Source organism: Brevibacillus schisleri (assembly GCF_055685845.1).
This window is the reverse complement of sequence record NZ_JBVNDM010000001.1, coordinates 4,087,326-4,099,474: the sequence shown is the minus strand read 5'-3', so window position 1 is coordinate 4,099,474 and position 12,149 is coordinate 4,087,326. Positions and strand designations below refer to the sequence as shown.

Sequence of the window (12,149 nt, the reverse complement as noted above, 5' to 3'; positions counted from 1 at the left end):
TTTACTGACCTGTGGCGAAATTTGTCTATTTTTTATAAGGAGGAAATTCCCTTTTATTGGTAAAAATGTAATAACAAGAACTTTCAGGAGATTCAATCATGAAACTCAAATATCTATCTCTTTACATAATTACAATTATAGTGATCCTCACTCCATTTTTATTCGGCGAGATTTTTTGGGAAAAAGGCAATTACCCTAAAGGAAGCTTATAACATTGGTTTAGTAAAGGCCAAAGAGTGGGATTCCGGGGCATTTTTAACTCATATTTCTACAGTAGACAGGAAAATTGGTAATCATCTTGGTTCTGATGGAAAAAGAAGGAGTTGGAACCTTACTTTTGAGGTTCCAACTAAAAAAAAGAGTCTCTTTATTTCGATTGACGATAACAAAATCGAGAAAAGTATCAGTAGAAATTCAACTTCTCAGTTCAATGGAATTACACAAGAAGAAATTGGTATAGATAGTCCACAAATCGCATCAAAAGCTATTCAATCTTTCAATCTTAGGCCGGGAGAAAACTGGGCCATAGGCTATCACTTCACGATGTTTAAACAGGAAAATCAATTGTTTCTAACTGTTGTTGGACGAAATGAACAGAATAAATTCTCGAAAATATACTTCAATCCAAAAAACGGTGAGTATCTTGGAATGCAAGTAAATGATCGGTAAAAACCACATTGTGGTCAAAATATTTTGAAAGGGGTTTTAAAAATGAAATTTAAAAAGCTTTTGTATGGTGTAGGAGCTACAACATATCTTATTGCTACATTAACTGCAAGTGTAAATGCTGAAACGAAATCAGTTTCACCACAAGCCTTTTATTATGATCAGGATGTTACAGCCTATACTGCAATTTCAGGTGCAAAAACTTATCATGGGACAACCCCAACACCATACCTCACTGCAGCAGTCCATCCTAATACTTGCGGTCGTGCAACTTCTGGAACGTTACTTCCTTATGGAACTAACATCATCACTTCAAGTCCGCTATATCTTCCAGGTAAAGGGAACGTAGAACAGTTATATGTAGAAGACATGGGTGACGTAAGATGTGATCGCGGATTTACTCGAAACTGGTTTGATATTTACTTTGGTACTTCAACAACTACTAATATAAATAACGCAAAACAATTTGGTAAGCAAAAAACTGATTATTACACACTATGATAGAAAATAAACCGAGGCGTTATATCGCTTCGGTTTATTTTCCTTAGTAATGCTGATAATTGATGACTCGTGCACTAGATGGAGTTAATTTAATGGTTAATATGTCAGTTCCAACAGGGGGATTATGTGCTCCAACAAAAGTGCTAATTTGAACGATAACCTCGAAAGAAAATTCTCCTGGTCGGTCCCTTTTAATGGACAGGATCTTTGTGTTGAACAAATCAAATCCTCTAGGAGTCTTATAGTATTTACTTACTGCTTGTGATATTACTGGATTCAAACAAGTAATGAATGCATCTTGTAACTCTTTGTCTGCTACATTAGCATAAACAGGAGACGTACTGAGTATTAGAATGGTAAAAAATATGCTCAGAATTAATTTTTTCATTTTCTCAACTCCTTACTTAAACTTTGTAAGTAAAGTGCTTTAGAATTGTTTAACAGGTTCTAATTAGCAGTATACCTATGACTAACTTTTTTATACGGGCTACTAGTAAGTGATGATTACCTCGACTACTACTCTGATTAAACAAAACCCAGCACCTTAGCTCATAAGGGGCCGGGTTTTTCGTGTCATCGATTTCCTTAGCGTTCACAATCAATGGTTGTCACTTTGTTTACATGTATTCAATGTTGTTTAATTATCTCTGTTCGAGGAAAATTTAGACTAATCCAGCTTTATAAACCAAAAACCAGTCAACAACACGAAAATAAAGTGTTAGATTGTTTTTTGGTTTATTGCACTATCGATCCCCGTTAGCGGAACAAAAAAGGTTTGAATCTCTTTGTCTGGCTGTTTTCGACCAGCTGTCCCGACGGTCCGATTCACATCGGCAAGTTAGCTAATCTCCGTACGTCGGCACCCATAGCCCCCCTCCCGAGGCTGCCATCAGCGGACGCATGCTGCCATCTCCCAGCAAATTTTCGGCTTCCGGTAGCGGTGCATGTCCGTTTCCGTCAACACGTTGATCGCCCATCCGTCAAATAACCGACGCATATCTGCTTCGTCAAAAAAACGTTTCCGCCGCCCCTCATGCTCGTAATAACGGGGTTCCAATTCGATGCCCTGGCCGGCACCGTAATGAACATCGCGCGTGGAATTCAAGCGGGCTAGCAGCAATCCGCCAGTGCCGACAACTCTCGCGATTTCGCTAACGATAGAAACAGTATCGTCCCAGTGAAAATAATGCAGGGACAAATCTGCGACAACCGCCCTCGCGCTACCATCCGGAAAAGGCAATCCTCCTGTCATATCGAATAGGTTTGTTTCAGCACCTGGCACATATTTGCGTATAATCGCCAAGGACTCAGAGGAGAAGTCGCAGGCGATGACCCGATAACCTCGTTCCGTTAAAAACAAAGAGTCGCTGCCATATCCACAGCCAAGATCAATGACCGGTCCATCTTGGGCCAATGCTAGCATCGGCTCGTATTTTTCCAGCCAAAAATCTACTTGCGGCTTGCCGAGATTCACATCGGCAAACACCTCGTTCCAATGTTCAGCTTCTGAACGTTTCGTCATGGTCAGAACCTCACTTTCTTCGGAGAAGAGCGTAATAATTAGATGCTTACTATCATTTTGACAAACCTAACTCAATGTACTATGAATACTATAAAATTGAATATAGATATCTAATATTTGATGAAATAAAAAGAATGGGCAACTCTACATTGAATACTGTAAAGTCGCCCATTCAGGCTAGTTAAGTTAAATGTCATTTAGTTGGCAGTACATTCCGTACTTTGCGGGTGGTGTCAGCGACGCTGGTACTACCCCTATTTGGACGGTCTTAACGTTGTAAATCTGTGTTTTGCTGGCACATTAACCAATGTCATAACTTTATTAGGTTTGGGAAAATGTACAATCTGATACAGGCGAGTTAACAATAGCTTGAACACTGGGATGCCTCATTGTTTTTCCTGGTGTCCATTCCATAAACTTCACTTTAACTACAATCTCAGGTTTGACCCATATAGCGTCTTTACTTCTGTCAACTTCAAAGCTAAAAGGACTGTTTTGTATTGTTATCGGTAGTAACTTCTGTGTTAGTTCATACCAAGTCTTTTTACTAAACTTCGCAGTACCTGCATGTCCAATATATATCAGTTTTCCATCGTCGTTGTATAAACCAAGAAGTAACGAGTTTACAATTCCGTTTCGAAGTGTTACACCTCCGATAATAGCGAAAAGGTCCCAGAAGATTTTCTTTTTCTGCCATCGTTTATCTTTACCGTTTATTGCATAAGTACTGGTAAGATCCTTGCAAATGACCCCTTCCATTTCGTGTTGTTTCATTACCTCGTATAGTGCGTTTGCATCGTTAAAATTTTGTACAACCTGTACATTTGGTTGAGGTATGATGATCTGTTCAAGCATCTGTTGTCGCTTAATTAATGGCTGCTCAATAACCCAATCACCGTTGTAATATAAAACGTCAAAAATCATGTAGGTCACAGGAGTTTGATTAATTTCAAGATCGATACTTTGCTTCTTTCGTAAACTGTCTCTTTTCATGATTTCATAAAAGGATGGTTTACTACTGTCAAAAGCAATAAATTCTCCATCGAGGATAAAGGAGGAACCTGAACAATAGGTTTTTACATCTAAAAATTCGGGATACTGTAATGTTCGATCATTCAATTTCCTGTTGACTAGGCGTACTTCACGACCATCATAGTAGGTTAACATTCTTACACCGTCCCACTTAATTTGCGCAATCCAATTATTTCCTCCTGGCAAGCGATCAGCACTTATGGGCTCAAATGGTATGATTGGATTAATATCCATAATTCCTCCAAAATCGAGATCAATTACTGATATTGTTCCCAATTTAGGAGAACATCACATCTTCCATAATCATTGTGAAAATAATGCCAATTATGCACTAATTAACAGGATAAATATGTTTCTGTACAGTTTTGACGATTAGTTGTAGTTGTTCATTCGTGACGCCTCTCATCTTAAGTTGAGAATAGAGGTAGTCAATAGCTCCCAACAACCGGCTATTTTCACACTCTAATTTTATTGATTTTGCAGCTAAAGGTTTTGCCACTTTTAGCTCCTTGACTGCTTTATCAAGTTCTTTTCTAAGCTTAGTTAAATCCTTTTGTAAGTCATTTATTTGTTCCTCGGCCTGCAGCCAGTGTTCGGCAATTAACGTTTTTTTGGGCAAGGCAGCTGGCGAGAGTTTGCGAGTTCCACGTTTCAGATCTCTTCTTTCACGAACCTTATCAGCCCAATCCTTGTAATTATGAGTAAACGTACTATAGGAAATCTTCGCCATCTTGGCGAATTCAGTTACAGTTGGATGATTCCCATTAAGAATAATCAAGTCCCATGTCTCTTGAATTCTGATCAATGTATTTTTACCTTGAATAATTCGGTTGTTTGCCATGATTATTAGCGTCCTTAATCTGATTTTGTACTGCTTCAAAGCGTCGAATAATAGAACGATAGTGACCTGCTATAGGGGAATTAGGACGATCTCTTAGAGCCTTTTCTAACCGTACTTTGATTAATGCAATGTCTTCCTCCATCGACGCAATTATTGTAGGGGTATACATAAGATAGCGACATCCGTCGTCCTTGTCATTTTCACATCCAATCCAACAAGGATTTCCAGTAGGGCAAGGACCATTTTCGACTGGAAGGATACAATACCCGTACTTATTTGGATGAAAAAAACCTCCTTGCTCTTCCCAAAGGGCAAGTTCTTCATCAGTATACGTTCCACTAAGCCTAACGGGCGCTTATTTTATATAGGCCACGCAGGTACAGGTAAATTAACTCGAAATGACTGGATGGCCCTGACGGAAAAGATTGTACCTTTGATACAAAATGATAGGCCCTTCGTAAATACTCCAGCAAGGTTCAAGGGTGCTGTGTGGCTGAGACCAAGTGTCACAGTTAAGGTACAATTTGCGGAATGGACAGAAGGCTATACGTTACGACAACCGAGTATTCAAGCAGTTGTTGATATGCCTGTTGATTCCTGTGTCTTGGAGTAGATTCTCATGGTGCAACACAATGGAACTCAAAAGACATCCCTGATACTTAAATGGTGGGATGTTTTCTACGAAACTATCCTTTGATTCCGAAAGTTGAAAATTCAACGGGCGATGATTCGATGTTAGTGGATGAATTCTTGTTGGAATTTTACGAAACTTTTTTATTGATTAAGTATTGAATTCAGGCTATACTACTTTGTATCAAAGTAACTGATCGGTTTAGCGGATTTGGGCTGTATCTGGTTGAGCTGCTTCCTCCTTCCGTGGTACGTCCACCACACCTCATGGGAAGGGAGCTGCTCTCTGATATGGCCCTCTTTGCGTCTCTTGCTCCAGTTGGGAATGTTAGTTGTTCACTTTCTTTAATCCTTTTTTCATTGATATACGATTAGAGACTTGTTTATAATGACTGTGCGAACTCATTTACGAAAGAAGGAATTGACTTGCCGTTTCTTCGGTTTAAAGGCTTTGCGAAGCAAGACATAGAGCCCATTTCTCAGATTCTTATAGAAGAGTTTTCCAAAAATGCTGAAGTCGCTCAGGAAAAGGTGAAATTGGAGCTGCTTCAGGTAGAGCAACTTACAAACAGTCCTTTGTCTGTAGAGATCATGATGTTCCCTCGCGAACAAAAGCAACATGATGCAATTGCAAGCGCCGTACACGGCATCCTGAAGAAGCAGGGCTTTTTGCATGTCCATATTTTCTTCATCCTGCTATCGCCTACTCTCTATTATAAGGAAGGACTTCCGTTGCAGGTCGGGATAGCGAAATAAGCAAGAAAAAAGGTCGAGATCCGCCAAAAGGATTTCGACCTTTTTCTATTAATAATAGAGGCTTTCGGATTGCAGGCACTTGGAGCATGTTCGCGTAAGTGGAGTTTCGATATAGACGTGGCTGCAGTCTTGTTGAATGAGTCTCAATTGTTGTTTCGATTGCTCTAGCTCAGCCTCTAGTCGAAAGATCTTTTCGCGTAAACGACTGGCTTCCTCCATAGGCATCCCCCTTGATTACGACTGGTACAAACGGCTTCCTTGTTCGCGGAACTCACGCGATTTTTCCTGCATCCCTGCAAGAATGGTGGGATCTTGGGCAGATCCTTGTTCATTAGCAATGTGACGAATGTCGTGCGATATTTTCATGCTACAAAATTTAGGCCCGCACATGGAACAAAAATGGGCGGATTTGGCGGCTTCTGCTGGCAACGTTTCATCGTGATATTCACGGGCGCGCTCTGGGTCCAGGGACAAATTGAATTGATCGTTCCAGCGAAAATCAAAACGAGCTTTGGATAAGGCGTCGTCACGCTGTTTAGCCCGCGGATGTCCTTTTGCGAGATCAGCGGCATGCGCTGCGATTTTGTATGCGATTAAACCGTTGCGGACATCCTCTTTATTAGGAAGGCCGAGATGCTCCTTGGGCGTTACGTAGCAGAGCATCGCTGTTCCGAACCATCCAATCATGGCAGCGCCAATCGCTGAAGTAATGTGGTCATAGCCGGGTGCAATGTCTGTCGTGAGCGGCCCAAGTGTGTAAAAAGGGGCCTCATGGCAAATGGATAACTGTTTATCCATATTTTCGCGAATAAGATGCATAGGGACGTGACCGGGGCCTTCAATCATGACCTGTACGTCGTGTTCCCACGCAATTTTTGTGAGTTCTCCCAATGTTTCAAGCTCCGCGAACTGTGCCTCGTCATTCGCATCCGCGATAGAGCCAGGACGCAGTCCATCCCCGAGGGATACACAAATGTCATAGGCCTTCAGAATTTCACAAATTTCAGCGAAATGCGTATACAAAAAGTTTTCCTCATGATGGGCCAGGCACCATGCGGCCAAAATGGACCCGCCGCGAGAGACGATGCCGGTAACACGGTTAGCCGTCATGGGGATGTAGCGCAAAAGAACGCCAGCATGAATCGTGAAGTAATCGACACCTTGTTCCGCCTGCTCAATCAAGGTGTCTCGGTAAACCTCCCATGTCAAATCCTCGGCTTTCCCATTTACTTTTTCAAGTGCTTGATAAATCGGGACAGTACCGACTGGAACGGGGCTGTTGCGGATAATCCACTCCCGCGTGGTATGTATATGTTTTCCCGTCGAGAGGTCCATAATGGTGTCGGCACCCCAACGAACAGACCAAATCATTTTTTCGACCTCTTCTTCCATCGAAGAGCTGACGGCTGACGTTCCGATGTTGGCATTGATTTTGACATGAAAGTTGCGGCCAATGATCATCGGCTCGCTTTCCGGATGATTGACGTTAGAAGGAAGGATCGCACGTCCAGCGGCGATTTCTGCCCGTACAAATTCAGGGGAGACACCCTCGCGAATGGCAACGTATTCCATTTCCGGTGTGATGATATTTTTTCGGGCATAATGAAGCTGGGTAACATTTTTCCCTGGCCTTGCCCGTTTTGGTTTGTAGTCCTCTCGAGGGAAAGTGGGGAGGGTGGCGGCCTTTTCTTCGTTTCGGATTCCGTCGTCGACTAGTTGTGGTTCGCGACCGACATACGTTTCCGCATCATTTCGCTCATCGATCCACTGATGACGAATAGAGGGCAGTCCGGCTTGAATGTCAGGAACGTAACCCGCAGCGGTATACTCTCCACTCGTATCGTACACGCGAAGAGGATGATTGGGTGTGGAGCCAGACAATCCTTCGGTAGGATGAAGGGAAATCTCGCGCATCGGGACACGGATGTCCGCACGACTACCTGTTTCGTATACTTTGCGACTGCCTGGAAAAGATGACACCAATGACATAAAAAAACCTCCTTGTTTTGGTTGCACGAAAGTGAGAACCGTTTAGGGAGGCGAAAGAAACTTCCGCGAAAAAGCGCCGCATAAACAACATGCGACGCCAACGCGAGAGTAGAGAAGAAACGGGTATCCTAAAGATACGCGCATCTTTTCGTGTCGTATATGACATTCCTCCGCTGGCATTACCCAGTTCAGGTTCAACGGTCGATGGCACAGTACCATCCTCTCAGCCTGGTGAATCCCAAGCTCCCGTGCTTTTTATTTTGGATTGCAAGAATAGGATAACGGGAAGTCCATCTAATTTCAAGGGAAATTTTCAGCAGGAAATTGCAGGTGTGCAACACATTTTCCTCCCCCCTATTCTCGTGAATCGGACTAAAACTGTTTCTGTAGACCCACATGATTCCGATCTGTTACGATGAAGTTCGAAAAAAAGCAACTGCTTCCAGCGCTTTGATTTTCCTCGTTGTCGAAGCAGGATGGAGAAGTATTTTGAGGTGATGAGGTATGGATGTTTATTCGGATCTAAAACAAGGAGAACGTGGAGCGTGGGTGAGTATTTTCGCCTACATTTTCTGCTCTGTATTAAAAATAGGAGTTGCGTATGTCACTGCGTCAGAAGCTTTAATGGCCGACGGACTTAACAACTCAACAGATGTTGTCGCATCGATTGCTGTTTTGATCGGGCTGCGTATTGCAAGGAAACCACCTGATAAAGATCATCCGTATGGTCATTTTCGGGCCGAGACGATTTCAGCACTTGTCGCATCATTTATTATGCTATTTGTTGGAGTTCAGGTCATTACGAATGCAGTACCATCGTTGTTTGACCCAAAACACTCGGCTCCTGACCTGTTGGCAGGGTGGACAGCACTTGCGACTGCTGTTATTATGCTTTTCGTCTATCGCTACAATAAAAAACTTGCCATCAAAACAAACAGCCAAGCATTAGATGCAGCTGCGGCTGACAACCGTTCAGACGCATTCGTCAGTATCGGGACGTTTATCGGGGTGGCTGGCGCACAGTTTCAATTGCATTGGCTCGATCCGTTAGCTGCTTTTGTTGTTGGTCTCATCATTTTGAAGACTGCGTGGGACATTTTCAGGGAAGCAACCCACCGTTTGACAGATGGGTTTGACGAGAGCGAGCTTGCGGATCTGCGGGCTACGATTTCCTCGATTTCAGGGGTAAGGGATATCAGTGATATCAAAGCCCGCTACCATGGGAGCAGCGTGTTGGTTGATGTTGTGATCCATGTAGATCCAGGTCTGAATGTGGTGGAGAGTCACACCATCACCGAAAAAATTGAAGAACAGATGCGCAAAATTCACCGCATTAACGCCGTTCATATCCATATTGAACCGTGTAGAAAAATGGCGCCTAGTTAGATTGCGTCATGGGAATACAAAAAAACCTGTCCAGTGTGGGCAGGTTTTTTTTGTGTGTGCAGCTAACCAGAAGTAGCCTTCTTTTTGCGGAGTGTTTTGGTTGTAGAAGTAGTCGTAGTCTTTTTCGGACTGGTTGGCGCCGCCTTTTTCGATGCCTGCTCTTTTTCGGACGAGGAGGCAGCGGTGGTGCGTTTTCGCGCAGGCTTTGACGGAGTTGGTTCTGGCTCGATTTTGATGGGCATAGCGGCTTGACCAGCTGTAGATTCCAAGCTTTCTTTTAGGGCCTGCATGAGATCGATAACATTGGTTCTTGCCACGGTAGGTGCAGTAGCGATCTCCTGACCCTCCAATTTTTTCTCAATCAGTTTTTGCAGGTCGGATCGATATTCATCCGTATATTTTGCCGGATCAAAAGGGATTGTCATATTGCTAATGAGCTCAGTTGCCATCTTCAGTTCGTTTTCGGCCAACGGTACAGCAGCTTCAGGCAAGGCAGGCACTTGACTGACGGGACGTACCTCATCTGGATAGAAGATCGTCTCCAACATGATGCAATGTTCATACAGTCGGATAACGGCCAGGCTTTGCCGATTGCGCATCGTCACCTGTGCAACGCCGATCTTTCCTGTCTGTTCCATAGCGGATCGCAGCAAGGCGTATGCTTTTTCGCCAGTGTCCTGTGGAGATAGGAAATAGCTCTTATGAAAATAAACGGGATCGACCTCCGACAAGTCTACGAAGTCGATAATTTCAATGGCTCTGCGTGTTTCTGGCGTAATGGCTTCCAGATCGTCATCGTCGATCATGACAAAATGTCCTTTTTCGTATTCGAAGCCACGGACGATTTCGCTCGTATCGACCTCGCGTTGACAGTGCGGGCACATTTTCGTGTACTTGATCGGGGTATTGCACTCTTTATGCAGTTGACGAAAGCGAATATCGCGCTCTTCCGTTGCAGTAAACATCCGAACAGGTATATTGACGAGGCCGAAGCTGATTGAGCCCTTCCACACCGTATGCATGGGGATACCTCCTTCACAGTTTTTTGTATAGTATCTGTATCCGCTCAAAAGAAGTGCCGAGGGAATTGAAGGTGGAAAAGTAAAAAGCCAGCCGATTCGATGCGGCTGGCTATTGTATGCAGCTACTGTCCATGTTTGACGATGTCCGATTGATCTGCACGCGATTGCATGTCACGCGCCAGCTCGACGTCTTTGCCTGTGCGGTCTGCAATGGACTGGGCTTTGGACGCCTTCAGCTTTTGTGCGGACGGTCGTTTCTCTGCCATGAATGACTCACTCCTTTCAGGCAAGCTACATGAAGAAGGTGTTGCAGGTATAGGTAGTATGTGCTGGACACAAAAAAATACCCCATCGCCAAATGACGAGGGGCGACCGTTCAACTCCTCCCGGTGAAGGGAGCGATGGCACGAAATGCTCCTATCAGACACGTCGTGCGCCTAAGTGAACAGCCTTTCAATTATGGGAGAGGAGAAACCGGAGGAAGAGCTTATGGGGAAACGTAAGTCTTCTCCGCGGTTGTCAGCGACACCGTTGCGTCGCTATTCAACATCTTTTCCAATCGAATGGGGTTATATACCTTTCTTGCGATAAATTTTTCCAGTTGCTAATTTTACGGGTGTATGCAGTTGTGATAGTATGATATCATTCTCAGTCTTAGAAAATCGCGTCTTAAAACATACATATTAGGAAAGCAGACAGGTGAAATGAGTATGCGAGTCATCGCTGGAGAACACAGAGGAAGACGGTTGGCAGCAGTTCCGGGAAAAGGAACAAGACCGACAACCGATAAAGTCAAAGAATCGATTTTTAATATGATTGGCCCTTATTTCGATGGCGGATGGGCATTGGACCTATACGCAGGAACAGGCGGTCTCGGGATCGAGGCATTGAGTAGGGGCGCGGATCGAGCTGTTTTCGTGGAGCGAGATCAAAAAGCATTTGCCGTGGTAAAGCAAAACGTCAGTACTTGCAGGCTGGACGATTATGCCGAGCTATATCGAATGGATGCGGACCGCGCCATTCGCACACTGAGTACTCGCAATCAAAAATTTGACCTCGTCTTTTTGGATCCGCCATACGCCCAGCAAAAGATTGTCGAAGAAATTGAGATGTTGCAGGAGCTGGGAATGTTGGCGGACGGAGCGTGGATCGTGGCTGAGCATGATATCGCAGACTCCTTTCCGGATGCGATTGGTCATTGTGTGAAGGATCGAGCGGCGAAGTATGGGGATACGGCCGTTACCGTGTATTATTACGATTTGGAGCCGCACATCTAATTTTTAAATCAAGGTGCGAAAAGAGCACTAAGGGAGGATAACCCGCTATGGCAATTGCCGTATGTTCAGGAAGCTTTGACCCTGTTACTTATGGGCATCTCGACATTATTGCGCGGGGTGCCAACGTTTTTGATAAGGTCATTGTCGCCGTCTTGATCAATTCAAAGAAAAACTCATTATTCAGCGTAGAAGAGCGTGTCGAATTGCTTCGTCAGGTAACGGCTGACATGAAAAATGTAGAAGTGGACTCTTTTGACGGCTTGTTAATTGACTATATGAACAAAAAGGGCGCACAGGTGATCATTCGTGGCCTTCGTGCTGTTTCTGATTTTGAATATGAGATGCAAGTCGCCTCGATTAATAAAAAGCTCGATGAAAATATCGAAACGTTTTTCATGATGACGAACAATCAATATTCATACTTGAGCTCAAGCATTGTAAAGGAAGTTGCGAAGTACAAGGCGAGTGTCGCCGATTTGGTGCCGCCGATCGTAGAAGAGGCACTGAAGCGGAAAATGGCCGAGTAG

14 protein-coding genes and 1 riboswitch are annotated in these 12,149 nt (G+C 43.9%); of the genes, 6 read left to right on the top strand and 8 right to left on the bottom strand.

Features of this window, described 5'->3' with window-relative positions; genetic code table 11:
* Positions 1 to 711: 711 nt before the first annotated feature.
* Positions 712 to 1,167: an RlpA-like double-psi beta-barrel domain-containing protein gene (locus tag ACUUHJ_RS19245; protein WP_472299646.1), complete on the top strand. Its 456-nt coding sequence runs from the start codon at positions 712 to 714 to the stop codon at positions 1,165 to 1,167.
* A 43-nt stretch (positions 1,168 to 1,210) separates the two neighbouring features.
* Here the strand turns inward: ACUUHJ_RS19245 and ACUUHJ_RS19240 are convergent, their stop codons facing one another.
* The 4 genes from ACUUHJ_RS19240 to ACUUHJ_RS19225 all read right to left on the bottom strand — a co-directional run bounded on the left by ACUUHJ_RS19240 (position 1,211) and on the right by ACUUHJ_RS19225 (position 4,562).
* Complete coding sequence (locus ACUUHJ_RS19240) at positions 1,211 to 1,555, bottom strand: DUF3888 domain-containing protein (protein ID WP_289673506.1); 345 nt, start codon at positions 1,553 to 1,555, stop codon at positions 1,211 to 1,213.
* Between the two features lie 501 nt (positions 1,556 to 2,056).
* Positions 2,057 to 2,689, bottom strand: a complete 633-nt coding sequence (locus ACUUHJ_RS19235; RefSeq protein ID WP_289673505.1) for a class I SAM-dependent methyltransferase — start codon at positions 2,687 to 2,689, stop codon at positions 2,057 to 2,059.
* Positions 2,690 to 3,010: 321 nt separating this feature from the next.
* The gene (locus ACUUHJ_RS19230) at positions 3,011 to 3,955 is read right to left on the bottom strand and encodes an ATP-dependent DNA ligase (RefSeq protein WP_472299645.1); all 945 of its coding nucleotides are present in this window, start codon (positions 3,953 to 3,955) and stop codon (positions 3,011 to 3,013) included.
* A gap of 97 nt (positions 3,956 to 4,052) precedes the next feature.
* Positions 4,053 to 4,562 carry a hypothetical protein gene (locus ACUUHJ_RS19225; RefSeq protein ID WP_289673503.1) on the bottom strand — a complete coding sequence of 170 codons (510 nt, stop codon included), beginning with the start codon at positions 4,560 to 4,562 and terminating at the stop codon, positions 4,053 to 4,055.
* Positions 4,563 to 4,842: 280 nt separating this feature from the next.
* On the opposite strand from ACUUHJ_RS19225, the gene ACUUHJ_RS19220 reads away from it, so the two are divergent.
* Positions 4,843 to 5,175 (top strand): ATP dependent DNA ligase, encoded by a 333-nt coding sequence (locus ACUUHJ_RS19220; RefSeq protein WP_472299644.1) that lies wholly within the window; start codon positions 4,843 to 4,845, stop codon positions 5,173 to 5,175.
* Positions 5,176 to 5,618: 443 nt separating this feature from the next.
* Positions 5,619 to 5,948: a DUF1904 family protein gene (locus tag ACUUHJ_RS19215; RefSeq protein ID WP_064200666.1), complete on the top strand. Its 330-nt coding sequence runs from the start codon at positions 5,619 to 5,621 to the stop codon at positions 5,946 to 5,948.
* A gap of 48 nt (positions 5,949 to 5,996) precedes the next feature.
* Here ACUUHJ_RS19215 and ACUUHJ_RS19210 read toward each other — a convergent pair whose 3' ends face one another.
* Both ACUUHJ_RS19210 and thiC read right to left on the bottom strand, forming a co-directional pair.
* Entirely contained in the window at positions 5,997 to 6,167 is a 171-nt protein-coding gene (locus ACUUHJ_RS19210; protein WP_289673501.1) for a hypothetical protein, read from the bottom strand.
* A gap of 15 nt (positions 6,168 to 6,182) precedes the next feature.
* Entirely contained in the window at positions 6,183 to 7,937 is a 1,755-nt protein-coding gene (gene thiC / locus ACUUHJ_RS19205) for a phosphomethylpyrimidine synthase ThiC (protein ID WP_472299643.1), read from the bottom strand.
* Positions 7,938 to 8,084: 147 nt separating this feature from the next.
* Positions 8,085 to 8,197, bottom strand: a riboswitch (TPP riboswitch).
* Positions 8,198 to 8,441: 244 nt separating this feature from the next.
* Between thiC and ACUUHJ_RS19200 the strand changes: the two genes are divergently transcribed.
* Complete coding sequence (locus ACUUHJ_RS19200) at positions 8,442 to 9,323, top strand: cation diffusion facilitator family transporter (protein WP_087346970.1); 882 nt, start codon at positions 8,442 to 8,444, stop codon at positions 9,321 to 9,323.
* Positions 9,324 to 9,385: 62 nt separating this feature from the next.
* Here the strand turns inward: ACUUHJ_RS19200 and ku are convergent, their stop codons facing one another.
* Together ku and ACUUHJ_RS19190 are read right to left on the bottom strand one after the other, a co-directional pair.
* The gene (gene ku / locus ACUUHJ_RS19195) at positions 9,386 to 10,345 is read right to left on the bottom strand and encodes a non-homologous end joining protein Ku (protein WP_472299642.1); all 960 of its coding nucleotides are present in this window, start codon (positions 10,343 to 10,345) and stop codon (positions 9,386 to 9,388) included.
* Between the two features lie 122 nt (positions 10,346 to 10,467).
* Positions 10,468 to 10,611, bottom strand: coding sequence for a hypothetical protein (locus ACUUHJ_RS19190; RefSeq protein WP_016743266.1), 144 nt, complete (start codon positions 10,609 to 10,611; stop codon positions 10,468 to 10,470).
* Positions 10,612 to 11,055: 444 nt separating this feature from the next.
* Between ACUUHJ_RS19190 and rsmD the strand changes: the two genes are divergently transcribed.
* Together rsmD and coaD are read left to right on the top strand one after the other, a co-directional pair.
* Positions 11,056 to 11,622: a 16S rRNA (guanine(966)-N(2))-methyltransferase RsmD gene (rsmD, locus tag ACUUHJ_RS19185; RefSeq protein WP_472299641.1), complete on the top strand. Its 567-nt coding sequence runs from the start codon at positions 11,056 to 11,058 to the stop codon at positions 11,620 to 11,622.
* A gap of 47 nt (positions 11,623 to 11,669) precedes the next feature.
* Complete coding sequence (coaD, locus tag ACUUHJ_RS19180) at positions 11,670 to 12,149, top strand: pantetheine-phosphate adenylyltransferase (RefSeq protein ID WP_188068726.1); 480 nt, start codon at positions 11,670 to 11,672, stop codon at positions 12,147 to 12,149.

Bases quoted from the DNA above. Each gene is read 5' to 3' on its own strand.
- ACUUHJ_RS19245 (WP_472299646.1), top strand. From the start codon at position 712: ATGAAATTTAAAAAGCTTTTGTATGGTGTAGGAGCTACAACATATCTT.
- ACUUHJ_RS19240 (WP_289673506.1), bottom strand. From the start codon at position 1,555: ATGAAAAAATTAATTCTGAGCATATTTTTTACCATTCTAATACTCAGT.
- ACUUHJ_RS19235 (WP_289673505.1), bottom strand. From the start codon at position 2,689: ATGACGAAACGTTCAGAAGCTGAACATTGGAACGAGGTGTTTGCCGAT.
- ACUUHJ_RS19230 (WP_472299645.1), bottom strand. From the start codon at position 3,955: ATGGATATTAATCCAATCATACCATTTGAGCCCATAAGTGCTGATCGC.
- ACUUHJ_RS19225 (WP_289673503.1), bottom strand. From the start codon at position 4,562: ATGGCAAACAACCGAATTATTCAAGGTAAAAATACATTGATCAGAATT.
- ACUUHJ_RS19220 (WP_472299644.1), top strand. From the start codon at position 4,843: ATGAAAAAAACCTCCTTGCTCTTCCCAAAGGGCAAGTTCTTCATCAGT.
- ACUUHJ_RS19210 (WP_289673501.1), bottom strand. From the start codon at position 6,167: ATGGAGGAAGCCAGTCGTTTACGCGAAAAGATCTTTCGACTAGAGGCT.
- thiC (WP_472299643.1), bottom strand. From the start codon at position 7,937: ATGTCATTGGTGTCATCTTTTCCAGGCAGTCGCAAAGTATACGAAACA.
- ACUUHJ_RS19200 (WP_087346970.1), top strand. From the start codon at position 8,442: ATGGATGTTTATTCGGATCTAAAACAAGGAGAACGTGGAGCGTGGGTG.
- ku (WP_472299642.1), bottom strand. From the start codon at position 10,345: ATGCATACGGTGTGGAAGGGCTCAATCAGCTTCGGCCTCGTCAATATA.
- ACUUHJ_RS19190 (WP_016743266.1), bottom strand. From the start codon at position 10,611: ATGGCAGAGAAACGACCGTCCGCACAAAAGCTGAAGGCGTCCAAAGCC.
- rsmD (WP_472299641.1), top strand. From the start codon at position 11,056: ATGCGAGTCATCGCTGGAGAACACAGAGGAAGACGGTTGGCAGCAGTT.
- coaD (WP_188068726.1), top strand. From the start codon at position 11,670: ATGGCAATTGCCGTATGTTCAGGAAGCTTTGACCCTGTTACTTATGGG.